The organism is Franconibacter sp. IITDAS19 (genome assembly GCF_023079515.1).
Lineage (GTDB): Bacteria > Pseudomonadota > Gammaproteobacteria > Enterobacterales > Enterobacteriaceae > Franconibacter > Franconibacter pulveris.
In genome coordinates, this window is record NZ_JALJCP010000001.1 from 626,880 (window position 1) to 644,587 (window position 17,708).

13 protein-coding genes are annotated in these 17,708 nt (G+C 59.5%); 8 read left to right on the top strand and 5 right to left on the bottom strand.

The annotated features are described in order from the left end of the window. The first annotated feature begins 21 nt into the window (after nt 1–21). Nucleotides 22–738, top strand: coding sequence for a GntR family transcriptional regulator (locus MT962_RS03150; RefSeq protein WP_024556001.1), 717 nt, complete (start codon nt 22–24; stop codon nt 736–738). A gap of 51 nt (nt 739–789) precedes the next feature. On the opposite strand, the gene ldtB is transcribed toward MT962_RS03150, so the two are convergent. Next, complete coding sequence (gene ldtB / locus MT962_RS03155; protein ID WP_024556002.1) at nt 790–1,710, bottom strand: L,D-transpeptidase; 921 nt, start codon at nt 1,708–1,710, stop codon at nt 790–792. A 218-nt stretch (nt 1,711–1,928) separates the two neighbouring features. Between ldtB and MT962_RS03160 the strand changes: the two genes are divergently transcribed. After that, nucleotides 1,929–3,521, top strand: a complete 1,593-nt coding sequence (locus MT962_RS03160; RefSeq protein ID WP_024556003.1) for an ABC-F family ATPase — start codon at nt 1,929–1,931, stop codon at nt 3,519–3,521. 337 nt (nt 3,522–3,858) lie between these two features. Here the strand turns inward: MT962_RS03160 and MT962_RS03165 are convergent, their stop codons facing one another. Further along, nucleotides 3,859–6,222 (bottom strand): glycoside hydrolase family 31 protein, encoded by a 2,364-nt coding sequence (locus tag MT962_RS03165; protein ID WP_247364531.1) that lies wholly within the window; start codon nt 6,220–6,222, stop codon nt 3,859–3,861. A 14-nt stretch (nt 6,223–6,236) separates the two neighbouring features. Further along, nucleotides 6,237–7,550, bottom strand: coding sequence for an MFS transporter (locus tag MT962_RS03170; protein ID WP_325938060.1), 1,314 nt, complete (start codon nt 7,548–7,550; stop codon nt 6,237–6,239). 303 nt (nt 7,551–7,853) lie between these two features. Between MT962_RS03170 and MT962_RS03175 the strand changes: the two genes are divergently transcribed. Next, complete coding sequence (locus MT962_RS03175) at nt 7,854–8,921, top strand: LacI family DNA-binding transcriptional regulator (protein ID WP_029592318.1); 1,068 nt, start codon at nt 7,854–7,856, stop codon at nt 8,919–8,921. A 90-nt stretch (nt 8,922–9,011) separates the two neighbouring features. Here the strand turns inward: MT962_RS03175 and moeB are convergent, their stop codons facing one another. Together moeB and moeA are read right to left on the bottom strand one after the other, a co-directional pair. Then, on the bottom strand, nt 9,012–9,764 hold the full coding sequence (moeB, locus tag MT962_RS03180) for a molybdopterin-synthase adenylyltransferase MoeB (protein ID WP_024556007.1): 753 nt from the start codon (nt 9,762–9,764) through the stop codon (nt 9,012–9,014). Between the two features lie 2 nt (nt 9,765–9,766). Continuing rightward, nucleotides 9,767–10,996, bottom strand: coding sequence for a molybdopterin molybdotransferase MoeA (moeA, locus tag MT962_RS03185; RefSeq protein ID WP_247364535.1), 1,230 nt, complete (start codon nt 10,994–10,996; stop codon nt 9,767–9,769). A 204-nt stretch (nt 10,997–11,200) separates the two neighbouring features. On the opposite strand from moeA, the gene iaaA reads away from it, so the two are divergent. From iaaA to gsiD, 5 genes are all read left to right on the top strand, one after another. Further along, nucleotides 11,201–12,142 carry a beta-aspartyl-peptidase gene (gene iaaA, locus MT962_RS03190; RefSeq protein ID WP_024556009.1) on the top strand — a complete coding sequence of 314 codons (942 nt, stop codon included), beginning with the start codon at nt 11,201–11,203 and terminating at the stop codon, nt 12,140–12,142. A 9-nt stretch (nt 12,143–12,151) separates the two neighbouring features. Continuing rightward, the gene (gene gsiA, locus MT962_RS03195) at nt 12,152–14,026 is read left to right on the top strand and encodes a glutathione ABC transporter ATP-binding protein GsiA (protein ID WP_247364536.1); all 1,875 of its coding nucleotides are present in this window, start codon (nt 12,152–12,154) and stop codon (nt 14,024–14,026) included. Between the two features lie 35 nt (nt 14,027–14,061). Then, complete coding sequence (gene gsiB, locus MT962_RS03200) at nt 14,062–15,600, top strand: glutathione ABC transporter substrate-binding protein GsiB (RefSeq protein ID WP_024556011.1); 1,539 nt, start codon at nt 14,062–14,064, stop codon at nt 15,598–15,600. Between the two features lie 257 nt (nt 15,601–15,857). After that, complete coding sequence (gsiC, locus tag MT962_RS03205; RefSeq protein ID WP_024559642.1) at nt 15,858–16,778, top strand: glutathione ABC transporter permease GsiC; 921 nt, start codon at nt 15,858–15,860, stop codon at nt 16,776–16,778. Nucleotides 16,779–16,780: 2 nt separating this feature from the next. Continuing rightward, on the top strand, nt 16,781–17,692 hold the full coding sequence (gsiD, locus tag MT962_RS03210) for a glutathione ABC transporter permease GsiD (RefSeq protein WP_024559643.1): 912 nt from the start codon (nt 16,781–16,783) through the stop codon (nt 17,690–17,692). Nucleotides 17,693–17,708: the final 16 nt, after the last annotated feature.

The window sequence follows — 17,708 nt, forward strand, 5'->3', positions numbered from 1 at the left end:
GCACAACAAAAGGAACGGCGGATGGCGGCGAAATACATCACTATCGCGCGGGAAATCAAAAAGCGCATCATGAGCCAGCAGTACCCAGCCCACCTGCCGCTGCCTGACCAGTTCGCGCTGGCGCAGGAGTTCAACACCAGCCGGATGACCATTCAACAGGCGATGCGCCAGTTAATCGTCGAAGGCCTGGTCTATACGCGCCAGGGGCTCGGCACCTTTATCCGCAAGAATTTTCTGCAACTCTCGCAATGGGATCTGCCGGGCAGCGACTATTTCGGCGCCACCAAAACCTGGGAGAATGTCGGCACCGTCACAAGCCAGGTGATTAAGTTCGAGCTGCGCTTTCCGGACGAAAAAGAGCAGGCGTCGCTGCTGATTGACGCCGACGCGCCGGTCTATGACTTTATCCGCCTGCGCCTGCTGGATGGCGAGCCGGTGTCGCTGGAGTTCACGCTGATGCCGGTGCAGCTGGTGCCAGGACTTAACAAAAGCCATCTCGAAAGCTCGGTGTTCCGCTATGTACAGGAGACGCTGGCTCTAAAGCTGATGGGCTCCTGGCGAGTGGTGCGGGCGTTAAAACCCAATGAACAGGATCAGCGCTACCTCAATTGCGAACCCGGCGACCCGGTGCTGGAGGTTGAGCAGGTGGTCTATCTGGATGACGGCACGCCGCTGGAATATGCGCACTGCCATTACCGCTACGACCACGGCGGCATTATTGTGGTGAACCACGGATAAAAAAACGGCGGGTTATGCACCCGCCGTTTTCATTAATGCGTATCGGTAAGCTTAGTTCAGACGCACCGGCATACCGGAGCGGTTCTGGATAGCCTGCTCAACGACGTTCTGATCGACGTCAGACTGGCTGGCGACGTTTTGCACCGCGCTGGTCAGCGTAACAGGCACAACTTCGTTGTTGTTGATCTGATCTTCGCTGGTGGAGAGCGGGTTGTGCACCTCAATGTAACGGCTGCCGTCCGGCTCAGTGGTTGCTTTTACCGGCTCGTTGATAAACTGCACGCGGGTGCCGACCGGCACGTTTTCAAACAGGAACTTGATGTCGTCGTTACGCAGACGCACGCAGCCGTGGCTCACGCGCAGGCCGATACCAAAGTTGGCGTTAGTGCCGTGAATCGCGTACAGGCGGCCGATGTAAAGCGCGTACAGGCCCATCGGGTTATCCGGACCCGCCGGTACGACGGCTGGCAGCGGTTCGCCCGCAGCGGCGTATTCCGCATGCATTTTGGCCGTCGGCGTCCAGGTCGGGCCCGCTTTCTTGCGCTCCACCTTGGTCACCCAGTTCATCGGGGTATCTTTACCCAGCTGGCCGATACCGATTGGCAGGACGATGACCGTATTCGTATCTTTCGGATAGTAGTAGAGGCGCATCTCGGCGCTGTTAATCACAATGCCTTCGTGCGGGGTATCCGGCAGGATCAGCTGCTGCGGAATATTAAGGATAGTACCGGCTTTCGGCAGGTACGGGTCCACGCCCGGGTTGGCTTCCAGCATGTTGGAGAGGCCCAACTGATACTGCGCGGCGAAATCTTCGAGCGGCAGCGTATTGCCTTCAGGAATGGTAATAATCTGGTTTTGACCAACCAGGCGGCTGCCGTCCGTTGGTAAAGGATAAGTCACGGCAGCGGCGGTTTTGCAAAAACCGACAACAGCAAAAGCTGCCACTAAAAGCGTACGTAATTTCATATTCATCTTATGCGAAGTTGTGTGCCAGACTGGCCGTGTATTAAAGGGACAAACCGATACGGGAGCGCATTATATGTGCATTCTCCCCCCCTGGGAATTCAGATGTGTATGAAATCACATTTTTTTCCCTCGTTTACATTTTAGCCGCCTCATTCACCGGGCGAATTAAATTAGGAGTTGTGGCATACTGCGGGGTTTATCACACTTTTTCGCAGGACAATCCCGTGTTAGTTACCAGCAACGTCACCATGCAGTTCGGCAGTAAGCCGCTGTTTGAAAACATTTCCGTCAAATTTGGCGGCGGCAACCGTTACGGCCTGATTGGCGCTAACGGGAGCGGCAAGTCCACCTTTATGAAAATTCTCGGCGGCGATCTCCAGCCTTCCGCCGGTAATGTTTCCCTCGACCCAAACGAGCGCATCGGTAAGCTGCGCCAGGATCAGTTCGCCTTTGAGCAGTACACCGTGCTGGATACCGTGATAATGGGCCACGCCGAGCTGTGGGAAGTGAAGCAGGAGCGCGACCGCATTTACGGCCTTGCGGAAATGAGCGAGGAAGATGGCTACAAAGTGGCCGACCTTGAAGTGCAGTATGGCGAGATGGACGGTTACTCCGCAGAAGCCCGCGCGGGCGAACTGCTGCTTGGCGTGGGCATTCCGCTGGAGCAGCATTACGGGCCGATGAGCGAAGTGGCGCCAGGCTGGAAGCTGCGCGTGCTGCTGGCGCAGGCGCTCTTCTCCAACCCCGATATCCTGCTGCTTGACGAACCGACCAACAACCTGGACATCGACACCATCCGTTGGCTGGAGCAGACGCTGAACGAGCGTGAAAGCACCATGATAATCATTTCGCACGACCGTCACTTCCTGAACATGGTCTGCACCCATATGGCGGATCTCGATTACGGCGAGCTGCGTGTTTACCCGGGCAACTACGACGAATACATGACGGCGGCGACCCAGGCGCGCGAACGTCTGCTGGCGGATAACGCCAAGAAGAAAGCGCAGATTGCCGACCTGCAATCCTTCGTTAGCCGCTTTAGCGCCAACGCCTCCAAGTCCCGTCAGGCGACCTCCCGCGCCCGTCAGATTGATAAAATCAAGCTGGAAGAGGTAAAAGCCTCCAGCCGTCAGAACCCGTTTATCCGCTTCGAGCAGGACAAGAAGCTGTTCCGTAACGCGCTGGAAGTGGAAGCGCTGACCAAAGGCTTCGACAACGGCCCGCTGTTTAAACATGTCGGCCTGCTGCTGGAAGTGGGCGAGAAAATGGCCATTCTGGGCGCTAACGGCGTGGGTAAATCGACCCTGTTAAAAACGCTGGTAGGCGAACTGCAGCCGGACAACGGCGCCGTAAAATGGTCTGAAAACGCGCAGATTGGCTACTACGCCCAGGATCATGAATATGAGTTCGAAAATGACCTCACCGTATTCGACTGGATGAGCCAGTGGAAGCAGGAAGGGGACGACGAGCAAGCGGTGCGCAGCATTCTGGGACGTTTGCTCTTCAGCCAGGACGACATTAAAAAGCCGGCGAAAGTGCTCTCCGGCGGCGAGAAAGGCCGTATGCTGTTCGGCAAGCTCATGATGCAAAAACCGAACATCCTGATCATGGACGAACCGACCAACCACCTCGATATGGAATCTATCGAGTCGCTCAACGCCGCGCTGGAAATGTATCAGGGCACGCTGATCTTCGTCTCTCACGACCGCGAGTTTGTCAGCTCGCTGGCCACCCGCGTACTGGAAATTACGCCAGAGCGCGTAGTGGATTTCTCCGGTGGGTACGAAGATTACCTGCGCAGCAAAGGCATCGAATAACTTTCCCGTCGTCTTTCGCGCCGCAGCGGCGTTGGCAGCGCCTGCGCACCCCGGTCACTTACCAGAGTAAGCTCCCGGGGATTTGCAGGCTTGCCGCCTTGCCGCAACGCGAAATCCATAGGGAAAGCGGTGGAGAGCGGCATCGAATAACTTTCCCGTCGTCTTTCGCGCCGCAGCGGCGTTGGCAGCGGCTGCGCACCCCGGTCACTTACCTGAGTAAGCTCCCGGGGATTTGCAGGCTTGCCGCAGCGGCGTTGGCGCTTCAGATGAGGGGCGCGCGCTGGTTTTCTCCCTCTCCTCTGTGGGGTGAGGGGCCGGGACGAAAAAACGCGTCAGATTACAGCGCCCAGGCATCCGTCTCTTCGCCGTTAATCACCAGGTGGCGCGTTTCGCCGGGCGGCAGCGTGACGTGAAGTTCGCGCCACGCCGGGCGGTAGTCGCCGGTGGCGGAGAGCGTCAGATGAATTTCATCGGCGCTGCATTTCATCCGCCAGTTCACCCACAGCGCATTGCCTTCTTTATATCCCCAGGATTCGCCGTCGTCTTCAAACAGCTGGCCGCTTGCTTCGCCTGCGCCTTTCAGCGGGAAAAGGGTTAACGCACGCTGGTCGTCGCGCTGCGCATCGACATGATGCAGGCGGGAAGAGAGTGGCAGGCCCGCGCCCGCACGCACCAGCAGCGGCAGGGTTTCCAGCGGCGCGTTAAGCGTCACCCACTGACCGCCGGAATACCAGGCGCCGGTGTAAAAGTCATACCAGCCCGCGGCGTTATCCGGCAACCAGAGCTTACGCTCGCGCTGACCGGGTTCCACCACGCTTGCCACCAGCAGATCGCGCCCCAGCATAAACTCGTCGCATTCAGCGAAGGTTTGCGGGTCATGCTCGTGATCGAGGAACGTCGGGCGCAGCATCGGCTCGTCGTCGGCGTGCGCCTGCCACAGCAGCGTATAAAGGTAAGGCAGCAGCCGGTAGCGCAGTTCAATCGCCGCGCGGATGGCAGGCGTCGCCGCCGGGTACATCCACGGCTCGTTAACCGTCTGGTCGTCGTTCCAGGAGTGAATGGTGAAACGCGGATGCATAACACCGTTTTGCACCCAGCGCACGAACAGCTCCGCGTCCGGCTTATCGCCTGAAAAACCGCCCACGTCGTGACCTACGTTGTAAAGCCCGGAAAGGCTCATCCCTACGCCCATGCGGATGTTATAGCGCAGCGTGTCCCAGTTGGTGCGGTTGTCGCCGCTCCAGGTCTGCACATAGCGCTGCATGCCCGCACAGCCGGAGCGGGAAATCAGATAGGGGCGTTTTTCCGGCGCGAAACGCTGCTGCGCTTCCATCGAGGCGCGCATCATCAACAGCGGCATTACCGGACGAATATGCTTAATGGCGATGGGAGAGCCAAAGCCATGGCAGCGCGCTTCGCCGTCCCACACTTCATATTCGTTGTTATCGTTCCAGGTTGAATCAATGCCCATCTCAAGCAGTTGGGTCGTTACCCCTTCCTGCCACCAGGCGATCGCCGCCGGGTTGGTGAAATCGAGGTGCGAACCTTCATCGTCCCAGAAGCTTGAGCGCTCCGGCGCGTCGCTTTCGGAATCGCGAATAAACAGCCCCTTGTTCGCCACCTCGTGATAGCGCGGATGGTCCTGCAACAGGCATGGCTTGATATTGGCGGCAAGCTTTAGCCCCGCTTCGTGAAACGCGCCGCTCATCGCTTTCGGCTGCGGCACTTTGTCATAGTTCCAGTTAAAGACGTAACGCTTGTTGTTGATGGAGGTATAGCCTGAGGAGAGCTGGAATGAATCGCACGGAATCGCATGCTCCTCGCACAGGCGAATAAAGTTCATCAGCTGGTTCTGCGCATCCGGCGCGTCGGTGTAGTGCATCGTTGAGCCGCTGTAGCCAAGGCTCCATTTTGGCCCGAAGAAGGTTTTGCCGGTGAGGCGGACGAACGCTTTCGTCACATCCAGCACGCGCGGGCCGACGAACAGGTAATAGTCGATATCGCCCGCTTCCGCCTGCCAGCGGCGATAGGGCTGGTGGTAGTTATCAATTTCATTGCCGAGGTCAAGCCAGCAGCTGCTCAGGTTGTCATAAAAGAGGCCGAAGCTGACGTCATCACGGCGCGTAATGGTGAAGGGAATGTGCTTATAGAGCGGGTCGGTGCTCGCCGCGTTGTAGCCCATCGCATCCAGATTACGCATTTCGTAACGCTTGCCGGTGCGCTCAAGCGGCCCGGCCTTTTCGCCAAGCCCGTAAAAGCGGTCCGTTTTTTGACGATGCTGGTAGTGCGCCACACCGTCGCCATGCGCGTTCAGCAGGTAGGCGCTGGTGCGCCGGTCGGCGGTCAGGAATTGCCAGTCACCCGCCTCGTCGCGGTAGTGCCACTCAAGCCACAGCGGCTGATGCACCGTCACGCGAAGCTTATCGGTAGCGATAACCAATCGCTCCGGCGTCTCTTCCAGCGTAAAGCCAGGCAGGCTGAAGCCCGCAACGCTTTCCCGTTCGCGTCCTTCCCAGGGCACATCATTTTGCGGGGCGATGCTCCAGGTGCGGTTAAGGGCGAGTTCGCCGCGGCGTTTGACCAGCACGCGGAACATTCCGTGCTCCAGCACATAGAGGCAAAGCCGATGTTCTCCATCCACCGTTAACTCGACGTGGTGCTTGTCTGACTGCGTTAATGTCCAGTGTTTGAGCGTTTTCATCTTAACTATCCATTTCAGGCGCGTTTTGCGCGGCGTTCAGCAATAAAAGCGATAAGGAAGAAGGCGCCAATCAGGTCGAAGAAGCCCATGGCGATAAAGAGCGGGTTAAAGCCGATTTTGTCGGCGGTAACGCCGATAATCAGCGAGAAAATAAAGCTGGCTATCCACGCGCAGGAGCCGCGCATGCCGTTCACCGTCGCCATCTGGCCCTTATCGAACGACTCCACCACCAGCGCGCTCAGCATGCAGGAGATAATCTGGTGGCCGAAACCGCCGATGGAGATAAGCACAATGGTGATATACGGGTCGCGGGTGAGGGTGACAATCGCCAGCGAGATCATCAGGAACGCGCCCGTCACGGAGCTTGCCACTACCGAGTTAACCCGGGTGCAGCCAAACCAGCGTACGTAAAGCTTTGTCAGATAGCCGCTGGCGACAGAGCCCAGGTCGGCGGCGAGGAAGGGCAGCCAGGCGAACATGGCGATTTGCTTGAGATCCATGCCGTGCTCTTTGGCAAGATAAAGCGGCACCCAGAAGCTCATCACCGCCCAGGCGGGTTCCGCCATAAACGCCGGGATAGCGATGCCGTAGAAGCGCTTGTTTTTCGACACGGTTTTCAGCGCGGTGAAGAACGGCAGTTTCACCGCCGGCGGCTCGTTGTCCTGCTTAATAAAGGCCAGCTCTTCTTTGCCAAGACGAGGGTGCTGCTCGGGGTTGTGGTAAAAGAGCCACCACAAAATCACCCAGCCCAGCGCCAGAATGCCGGTGAAAAGGAACGCGCCCTGCCAGCCGAAGGTGGCGTGCGCGAAGTAGATAATCGGCGGCGCGAGCATCGCGCCGATGGAAAAGCCGACGCCAGCCCAGCCGGCCGCCACCGGACGCTCTTTTTTCGGGAACCATTCGCCCAGCGTTTTGGCGTTAGCCGGGGTGGCTGCGGCTTCCGCGCCGCCCATCAAAAAGCGCAGAATGGCCAGATGCAGCCAGCTTCCCGCGCCGGCGTGAAGAATGCACATCAGCGCCCAGAGCGAGGCGCAAATCAGAAAGCCGAGCTTGAGGCCGATAACGTCGATAAGCCAGCCGCACAGCGGTTGGAAAACGGTATAGGCGAGCTGGAACGCGCCGACTATCCAGGAATATTGTTCGGTAGTAATGCCGAGGCTGGTTTTCAGCTCCGGCGCCAGAATGCCCAGCGAGTTGCGGGTAATGTAGTTAACGGTAACGCCCATTAAAAACAGCACCAACACCCACCAGCGCAGGTTGCGGATGACGCGTTTGCTTTTCACCGCCGTCATCTCCTGATTAATACCTTGACTCATCTCTCTCTCCACGTTCGGTTGGCGTTGGCGTACCTGTTCGGACTGTGCGCCTTCGCCCTGGCGGCAAAGGCGGCAGAGATTTAGTTATCTCTTTGAATCAACGCGGTTTTATGTAGGGTTAAACGAAAAGTGGCGCGACAAAAAGCGGGTCACGATTTGAGAGTAGGGGAAGGGCTGGAATGGTAGTAGTGTAATTTATGCAAAAATTCTCATAAACTCTTTCTGTCGCTGAAATGAGTGACTTCATGGCCCACTATCACAGGCTTTTTCGCTCATGAAAATTTATTCATTTCACAACTGGAGATGGATCACAAAATGAGTAAAAAGTTAAAAATCGCCGAAATCGCGGCGCAAACCGGGCTTTCTGTCAGCACCGTTTCGCGCGTGCTGGCAGGCAAAGCCAACACCAGTGAAAAAGCGCGGCTCAAGGTGCGCGCCTGCGCCGCGCAGCTTGGGGTGATGGACGACATGGCCGCAGGCAGAATGTTGCTCAACAGCCTGGTGGTGTTCGCGCCGCAGCGCGCTTTTGATGAACGCTCCGACATCTTTTACCACCGCGTTATCCAGCGCATCAGCAGCGCGCTGGACGCGTATGAAGTCCGGCTGCGCTACTGCGCTCTGGAGGAGAATGACAGCGACGCCAACCTGTTTCTGGCCCGCATGAACGAAGCGGAAACCGAGGCGGCTATCCTGCTGGGCATTGACGATCCGCATATTCACGATCTGGCCGCCGACCTTGGTAAGCCCTGCGTGTTAATTAACAGCCGCGACAGCCGGATGCGCCTGCCCGCGGTGGCGCCGGATCACCGTCTGATTGGCGAATTCGCCGCGCGTTATCTGTTTGAAATGGGCCACCGGGAGGTGGTGAATCTGCTTTGCCTGCGCCGTTACACCATGGAGCTTCGCCTGGCGGGCATCCGGGATGCCTGGGAGGCGCACAATCTGCGCTTCGATGAAGAGCGGAACCTCATTGCCGCGCAAAGCTTCAGCGCCAAAGAGAGCGAAGCGCTGGTGGCGGAGTATCTCTCGACCCTTGCCGGGCCGTTGCCCAGCGCGCTGCTGGTGGGGGGCGATTTTATGGCGCAGGGAGCGGTGAACGCCCTGCAAAAAGCGGGGCTGCGGGTGCCGCAGGACATCTCAGTGATGAGCATTGACGGTTTTAACCTCGCGGCGATTCAGGATGTGCCGCTGACGGCGGTGCATGTGCCGCGCGACGAACTGGGAGAAGAAGCGGTGCGAATGTTGCAGCATCGGCTGGTTCGCCCGCAAGCGGCCTGCGGCACGCTGTTGCTGAACGGCACGCTGGTGGTGCGCGACTCGGTTCGCCGCATCCGCCCCGGCAAGGGCCACACCGCAGTGCAACGCGACGGTCTCTATGATTAAGCCCATAAAAAAACCGCCACGGGGGCGGTTTTCGCGCCTGGCCGGATAAGCGCTTCGGCCAGGCGCGCGATAAGCATGCCTGATACTCTTTTACTGCCCGCCGCACACCTCGCAGGCGGGGTTGCGGGGCAGCTTCATCTCCCGGAACTGGCAGCGCAGGGCATCGTACATCACCATTTTTCCCCGGCACGGCTCGCCGTACTGCGCCAGTACTTTAATGGCTTCCATCGCCTGCAACGAGCCGATAATCCCCACCAGCGGCGCCATGACGCCCGCTTCCACGCAGGTCAGGGCGTTTTCGCCAAACAGGCGGCTCAGGCAGCGATAGCAGGGCTCATCAGGTTGATAAGTGAAAACGCTTATCTGCCCCTCCATGCGGATAGCTGCGCCCGAAACCAGCGGCACCTTATGGGTAAAGCAACCCTGGTTTAGCTGATTGCGCACCGCCACGTTGTCGGTGCAGTCGAGCACCAAATCGTGGCGGGCGATAAGCTCGCCGAGCGCCGCGTCATCCAGCATGGCGTTAACCGTTTCAATGGCGACGTGCGGATTGATAGCTTCCAGCATGGCGCGGGCAGAATCCACTTTCGGCGTACCGACAGCGGCGTCGCGGTGCAAAATCTGGCGCTGCAAATTGGAGAGAGCCACGGTGTCGAAATCCAGCAGCGTGAGATGGCCCACGCCCGCCGCGGCAAGGTAAGGCGCGGCGGCGCAGCCGAGCCCGCCCAGCCCCACCACCAGCACCCGCGCCGCTTTCAGCCGCTCCTGGCCGTCAAAGTCGAAGCCGCGCAGGATAATCTGCCGGTTATAGCGCAGCATTTCAGCGTCGGTCAGCGCTTCCACGGTTAGCCTCCGAACAGGTGGTTGAAGAACTCGACATCCACCCACTCGCCGGGCTCGACATTGCCGCGCTCGCGCTCCAGCACCACAAAACAGTTGCCCTGGCTGAAAGAGCTAAAAATGTGCGAGCCCTGATGGCCGGTGGTCACCACTTCCGGCTGGCCGTCCTTGCCGGTGCGCAGCACGCCGCGCTGAAAGTCGAGGCGGCCTGGCGATTTTTTAAAGCGACCGCCTGCGCGCACCTTCAGACGACGCGGCGCAACCGGCTCAGCGCCGGACAGCGTCAGCAGCAGCGGCTGCACCAGCTGATAAAAGGTGAGGGCGGCGGAAACCGGATTGCCCGGCAGGCCGCAGAACCAGCTGTGCGGCAGACGGCCAAAGGCGAAGGGCTTGCCCGGTTTGATGGCAAGCTTCCAGAAGCCGATTTCGCCCAGTTCCTCCAGCAGGGTTTTGGTGTAATCCGCTTCGCCCACCGAAACGCCGCCGGAACTTATCACCACATCCGCCTGACGGTCCGCCTCGATAAACGCTTCGCGAAGCGCCGCCGGGTCGTCGCGGATAATGCCAAGGTTAATCACCTCGCAGCCGAGCTGTTCGAGCATCAGATGCACCGCCAGGCGGTTGGTATCGTAAATCTCTCCTTCACCCAGCGGTTCACCCGGCAGGCGCAGCTCGTCGCCGGTGGAGAAGACCGCCACGCGAATTTTTCGCACGACCTCTACGGCGGCGATACCCAGCGAGGCGAGAATGGGCACCTGCGCTACGCTCATTTTCTGGCCCGCTTTTAACACCACCGCATTTTTCGCGATGTCTTCCCCGCGCAGACGGATATTCTGTCCGGCGCGAACCGCTGCGCTGAAGCGCACGCCCGCCTCTGTAACCTCGGCGTCTTCCTGCATCACTATCGCCTCGCAGCCCGCAGGCACAGGCGCGCCGGTCATGATGCGGATAACGCTGCCCGCGGGCCATTCGCCGCGAAACGGCTGGCCGGCGAACGCCTTGCCCGCCACGGGCAGCGGTTTTTCCAGCGCAAGATCGGCTAAGCGCACGGCGTAGCCGTCCATGGCGGAGTTATCAAACCCCGGCACGTCGAGGGGCGAAGTAATATCGCGCGCCAGCACGCGGCCGAAGCAGTGCAGCAGCGGCAACGTTTCGGATTCGGTAAGAGGGGAAAGACGCGACAGCATCTTTTCAAGGGCGACGTCGAGCGCCATCAGTCCGGCGGTAGGTTCCATCTTATTACTCCTGCGCGGGAAAAAGGAAAGCGCCCATTATGGCAGAAAGGGTAAGAGATAGGCAGGTGTCGCGTTGTGAGCCGCGCGCGGGCTTTACATCACATTGGCCTCTTTCTATATTCAAATTTCATATTAAGTCGCGGCAACGATAATGATATTTATAAAAAAAGTACGGCCGTGTCACAAAATCAGAGCGATGGATCAATGGCTAAAGCGGTAATCGCCATACATGGCGGGGCAGGGGCCCTTGCCCGGGCGCAAATGAGCCCAGGGCAAGAGCAACGGTATATTGAGGCGCTCTCAGGCGTCATCGAGGCGGGGCAGGCGATACTGGCGCAAGGCGGCAGTGCGCTGGATGCGGTGACCGAAGCGGTGCGGCTGCTCGAAGAGTGCCCGCTGTTTAACGCGGGTATCGGTGCGGTCTTTACCCGCGCAGGGACGCATGAGCTGGACGCCTGCGTCATGGACGGTCATACCCTGAAAGCGGGCGCGGTGGCGGGCGTAAGCCGCCTGCGCAATCCGGTGCTGGCCGCTCGCCTGGTGATGGAGCAAAGCCCTCACGTTTTGCTGATTGGCGAGGGCGCGGAGCAGTTTGCCTTTGACCATGGCGTTACGCCCGTCTCGCCTTCGATTTTCTCCACCCCTGAACGCCGGGAGCAGCTTGAGCGCGCCAAAGCGCAGGACCAGACGCTGCTCGATCACGATGGCGGTCCGCTGGATGAAGAGCAGAAGTTCGGCACCGTCGGCGCCGTGGCGCTCGATGAGCATGGCAATCTGGCGGCGGCCACCTCCACTGGCGGCATGACGAATAAACTGCCAGGCCGGGTAGGCGACTCTCCGCTGCCTGGCGCGGGCTGTTACGCCAATAACGCCAGCGTCGCGGTTTCCGCCACCGGTACGGGTGAAACCTTCATCCGAACGCTTGCGGCTTACGATATTGCCGCGCTAATGGAGTACGCCGGGCTGAGCCTGCAACAGGCGAGCGAGCGGGTGGTGATGGAGAAGCTGCCCGCCCTTGGCGGCAGCGGCGGCATTATTGCTATCGACCGGGAAGGCAACGTGGCGATGCCCTTCAATAGCGAAGGGATGTATCGCGGTTTTGGTTACGTGGGCGATGCGCCCTGCGTTGGGATCTATCGCGAATAAGGAGTTCCGGTGCCATACAGTCACGCATTGCCTGAAGATCAGGTGCTCTCGGTTACCGGTTTAACGGTACGTTTTCGCCAGCAGGAGCAGGTTACCGACGCGGTGCGCCAGCTCTCTTTCGACCTGCGGCGCGGCGAAACGCTCGCCATCGTTGGCGAATCCGGCTCCGGCAAATCGGTTACCGCGCTTTCGCTGATGCGCCTTATCGAACAGGCAGGCGGAGAGACGCAGAGCGAGCGCTTACTGCTGCGCCGTCGTAATAAACAGGTTATCGATCTGCGCGAAATGAGCCAGTCGCAAATGCGCTCGGTGCGCGGCGCTGACATGGCGATGATTTTTCAGGAGCCGATGACCTCGTTAAACCCGGTTTTTCCGGTGGGCGAGCAGATAGCCGAGTCTATCCGCCTGCATCAGGGATTCAGCCGCGAGAAAGCGCTGCGGGAGGCGAAACGCATGCTGGAGCTGGTGCGCATTCCCGAAGCGGAAAGCATTCTTGAGCGCTACCCGCATCAGCTGTCAGGCGGCATGCGCCAGCGGGTCATGATAGCCATGGCGCTCTCCTGCCGCCCGGCGGTGCTGATAGCCGATGAGCCGACCACGGCGCTGGATGTCACTATCCAGGCGCAAATCCTCCAGCTTATTCGGGTTTTGCAGGAAGAGATGGCGATGGGGGTGATTTTTATCACCCACGATATGGGCGTGGTGGCGAATATGGCCGACCGCGTGCTGGTTATGTATCAGGGCGAAGCGGTGGAAACCGGCAGCGTGCGGGACATTTTCAGCGCCCCCCAGCACCCCTATACCAAAAAGCTGCTGGCGGCGGTGCCGCGCCTTGGCGCCATGAATGGCACCGACCTGCCGCAAAAATTCCCACAGGATTTTCGCGAGCGCGCAGGCATTGCACTGCCTGAAAGCGCGCAGGATACGGTATTGCCCGACAGCGGCCCCATTCTGCAGGTGCGGGAGCTGGTGGCCCGCTTCCCGGTGCGCAGCGGCATTCTCAACCGCGTGAAAAGCGAAGTGCATGCGGTGGAAAAAGTCAGCTTTGATCTCTGGCCGGGCGAAACGCTCTCGCTGGTGGGGGAGTCGGGCTGCGGTAAATCCACTACCGGGCGCGCGCTGCTGCGGCTGGTGGAAACCCAGGGCGGCAGCGTCACCTTTGCCGGCAAGCGTATCGATACGCTGCCCCAGAGCGCCCTGCAGCCGGTGCGTCGCGATATCCAGATTATCTTTCAGGATCCTTACGCTTCGCTCGACCCGCGCCTGACTGTGGGCTATTCCATTATGGAGCCGCTGCTGGTGCACAAGATGATGGGCAACGAGGCGGCGCAGCAGCGCGTGGCCTGGCTGCTGGAGCGCGTTGGCCTGAAGCCCGAGCACGCCTGGCGCTATCCCCACGAGTTTTCCGGCGGTCAGCGGCAGCGTATTTGTATCGCCCGGGCGCTGGCGCTGAACCCGAAAGTGGTGATCGCCGACGAGTCCGTTTCCGCGCTCGATGTCTCTATCCGCGCGCAGATTATCAATCTGCTGCTCGACTTACAGCGGGAATTCGGCATCGCCTTTTTATTCATTTCGCACGATATGGCTGTTGTTGAGCGCATCAGCCATCGGGTGGCGGTGATGTACCTTGGGCAAATTGTGGAGATAGGGCCGCGTCGGGCGGTGTTCGAAAACCCACAGCACCCCTACACCCGCAAGTTGATGGCGGCGGTGCCCGTCGCCGACCCGGATCATCCGCGCCGCCAGCCGGTGCTGCTGTCCGATGAGATCCCAAGCGCCACCCGCAAGCGCGGCGACGAGCCGTTTGTCGCGCCGCTGGTGGCGGTAGGGCCGGGCCATTTTGTGGCGCGTCACGCGATTGGCGGCGCTTCGCACCACTATTAATTCATCAAGGCAGGGACAATAAGGAGAATAACAATATGACTCAACACACAACGCGTAAATGGCTCGCCGCCGTGGGCGTCGCTTCTGCGCTGGCCGCCGCGCCCGCCTTCGCCGCTAAAGATGTGGTGGTGGCGGTCGCTTCGAACTTCACAACGCTCGACCCGTACGACGCGAACGATACGCTGTCGCAGGCGGTGGCGAAGTCGTTCTACCAGGGGTTATTTGGTCTTGATAAAGACATGAAGCTGCAGAACGTGCTGGCGGAAAGTTATACCGTCTCTGACGACGGCCTCGTTTATACCATCAAGCTGCGTTCCGGCGTGAAGTTCCAGGACGGCAGCGCGTTTGATGCCGCAGCGGTGAAGGCGAATCTTGACCGCGCCAGCAACCCGGATAACCACCTTAAGCGCTACAACCTTTATAAAAACATCGCCAGCACCGAGGCGCTGGACCCGAGTACCGTAAAAATCACCTTAAAACAGCCGTTCTCCGCCTTTATCAACATTCTGGCGCATCCGGCCACGGCGATGATCTCGCCCGCCGCACTGCAAAAATATGGCAAGGAGATTGGTTTTCACCCGGTAGGAACCGGCCCGTATGAGCTGGTGACCTGGAACCAGACGGATTTCGTGAAGGTGAAGAAATTCGCCGGCTACTGGCAGCAGGGGCTGCCGAAACTAGACTCCATCACCTGGCGCCCGGTGGTGGACAACAACACCCGCGCGGCGATGCTGCAAACCGGCGAGGCGCAGTTCGCCTTCCCAATCCCTTATGAGCAGGCGAAGGTGCTGGAGAAAAACGACAAGCTCGAACTGGTCGCTTCGCCTTCCATCATGCAGCGCTATATCAGCATGAATGTGACGCAAAAGCCGTTCGACAACCCGAAAGTGCGCGAAGCGATTAACTACGCCATTAACCGCCAGGCGCTGGTGAAAGTGGCGTTCGCCGGTTACGCCACCCCCGCCACGGGCGTGGTGCCACCTTCCATCGCTTACGCCGCGGAATTTCAACCCTGGCCGTACGACCCGGCTAAAGCGCGTCAGTTGTTGAAGGAAGCGGGTTTCCCGAACGGCTTTAGCACCACGCTCTGGTCGTCTCACAACCACAGCACCGCGCAGAAAGTGCTGCAGTTTACACAGCAGCAGTTGGCGCAGGTGGGCATCAAGGCGAAAGTCACGGCGATGGACGCCGGGCAGCGCGCGGCGGAAGTGGAAGGCAAGGGCCAGAAAGAGAGCGGGGTGCGGATGTTCTACACCGGCTGGACCGCGTCAACGGGCGAAGCGGACTGGGCGCTTTCTCCGCTTTTCGCAAGCCAGAACTGGCCGCCGACGCTGTTTAACACCGCCTTCTACAGCAACAAGCAGGTGGACAGCGACCTCGCTGACGCGCTGAAAACCACCGATAACGCTCAGAAAGCGAAGCTCTACAAAGATGCCCAGCAGATTATCTGGCAAGAGTCGCCCTGGGTGCCGTTGGTGGTAGAGAAACTGGTTTCCGCCCACAGTAAATCTCTGACCGACTTCTACGTCATGCCGGATACCGGGTTTAGCTTCGAGAATGCGGATCTGAAATAAGAGAGCGCGTACCCCTTTCCCCAACAGGGAGAGGGGACCAGTCGGCGAGCGGGTATGCGACGCTTTTTTCCCCTCTCTCCCTGGCAGGGAGGGGCAACGGGGCATCACAGGGGCAATACCGCTTATCCGCACCGCCTTATAAGCCCGGTAAGCGAAGCGTCACCCGCTGCGGCGGACCGTTATAAATACGTATTTATCTATGTTACGGGTAAACTTAGTTTCAGGAGATACTATGAAGGATAGAGACAGGGCTGCGCATGTTTAACTACATCGTAAAACGCCTGCTGGGGCTTATCCCGACGCTGCTTATCGTGGCGGTGCTGGTGTTTTTATTTGTCCATATGCTGCCAGGCGACCCGGCGCGCTTAATCGCCGGGCCGGAAGCCGATGCTGAGGTTATCGCGCTGGTGCGCGCGCAACTGGGGCTGGATCAGCCGCTGTGGCAGCAGTTCTGGCACTACATTAGCCACGTTGCGCAGGGAGATTTTGGCAACTCGCTGGTGTCACGCCGTCCGGTATCGGAGGAGATAGCCAGCCGCTTTATGCCGACGCTCTGGCTCACCGTCGCCAGTATGGTCTGGGCGGTGCTGTTCGGACTGTTCGCCGGCATTATCGCCGCCGTCTGGCGTAACCGCTGGCCGGACAGAATCAGCATGACGCTCGCCGTCTCCGGCATCTCTTTCCCTGCCTTCGCGCTCGGCATGTTGCTGATGCAGGTATTTTCCGTGGAGCTGGGCTGGCTGCCGACTGTCGGCGCCGACAGCTGGCGCCACTACATTCTGCCCTCCATTACCCTTGGCGCGGCGGTCGCGGCGGTCATGGCGCGCTTCACCCGCGCCTCGTTCGTGGATGTGCTGGGCGAGGATTATATGCGCACCGCGCGCGCCAAAGGGGTGAGCGAGAAATGGGTAATTCTGAAACACGGCCTGCGCAACGCCATGATCCCAGTTATCACCATGATGGGGCTGCAGTTTGGTTTTCTGCTGGGCGGCTCGATTGTGGTGGAGAAGGTGTTCAACTGGCCGGGGCTTGGTCGTCTGCTGGTGGACTCCGTCGAGATGCGCGATTACCCCGTGATTCAGGCGGAAGTTTTGCTCTTCTCGCTGGAATTCATTCTTATCAACTTAGTGGTGGACGTGCTCTACGCCGCCATTAACCCGGCTATCAGGTACAAGTAAGGATGCGACTTTTCAACTGGCGCCGACAGGCCATTCTCAACGCCATGCCGACAATACGCCCGCAGCAGGTGCGCACGCCCTGGCATGAATTCTGGCGACGATTTAAACGCCAGCCGGTGGCGCTTATCGCCGGCGCGTTTGTGTTGCTGCTGATTGTCCTTGCGATAGTCGCGCCCTGGATAGCGCCGTTCGATGCGGAAAACTATTTTGACTACGACAGGCTCAACGAAGGGCCGTCGATGCTGCACTGGTTCGGCGTCGATTCGCTCGGGCGCGATATCTTCAGCCGCGTGCTGGTCGGCGCGCAGATTTCGCTGGCGGCTGGGGTGTTCGCAGTGCTTATCGGCGCGCTTATCGGTACGGTGCTCGGGCTGCTGGCGGGCTATTACGAAGGCTGGTGGGACCGCATTATTATGCGCATCTGCGATGTGCTGTTCGCGTTTCCGGGCATTTTGCTCGCCATTGCGGTGGTGGCTGTGATGGGCAGCGGTATGGCGAACGTCATTATCGCGGTGGCGATTTTCAGCATCCCGGCTTTTGCGCGCCTGGTGCGCGGCAACACGCTGGTGCTGAAGCACCAGACGTTTATCGAGTCGGCGCGCAGCATCGGCGCTTCCGACGCGACTATTCTGTTTCGCCACATTCTGCCGGGCACGGTGTCGTCCATTGTGGTCTATTTCACCATGCGCATCGGCACCTCGATTATCTCGGCGGCAAGTCTCTCGTTCCTCGGCCTTGGGGCACAGCCGCCAACGCCGGAGTGGGGCGCGATGCTGAACGAGGCGCGCGCGGATATGGTGATAGCGCCGCATGTGGCTATTTTCCCAAGCCTCGCTATTTTCCTGACGGTGCTGGCGTTTAATCTGCTGGGCGACGGCCTTCGCGACGCGCTCGATCCCAGACTCAAGGGCTAATAAAAAAGGCTGCCGG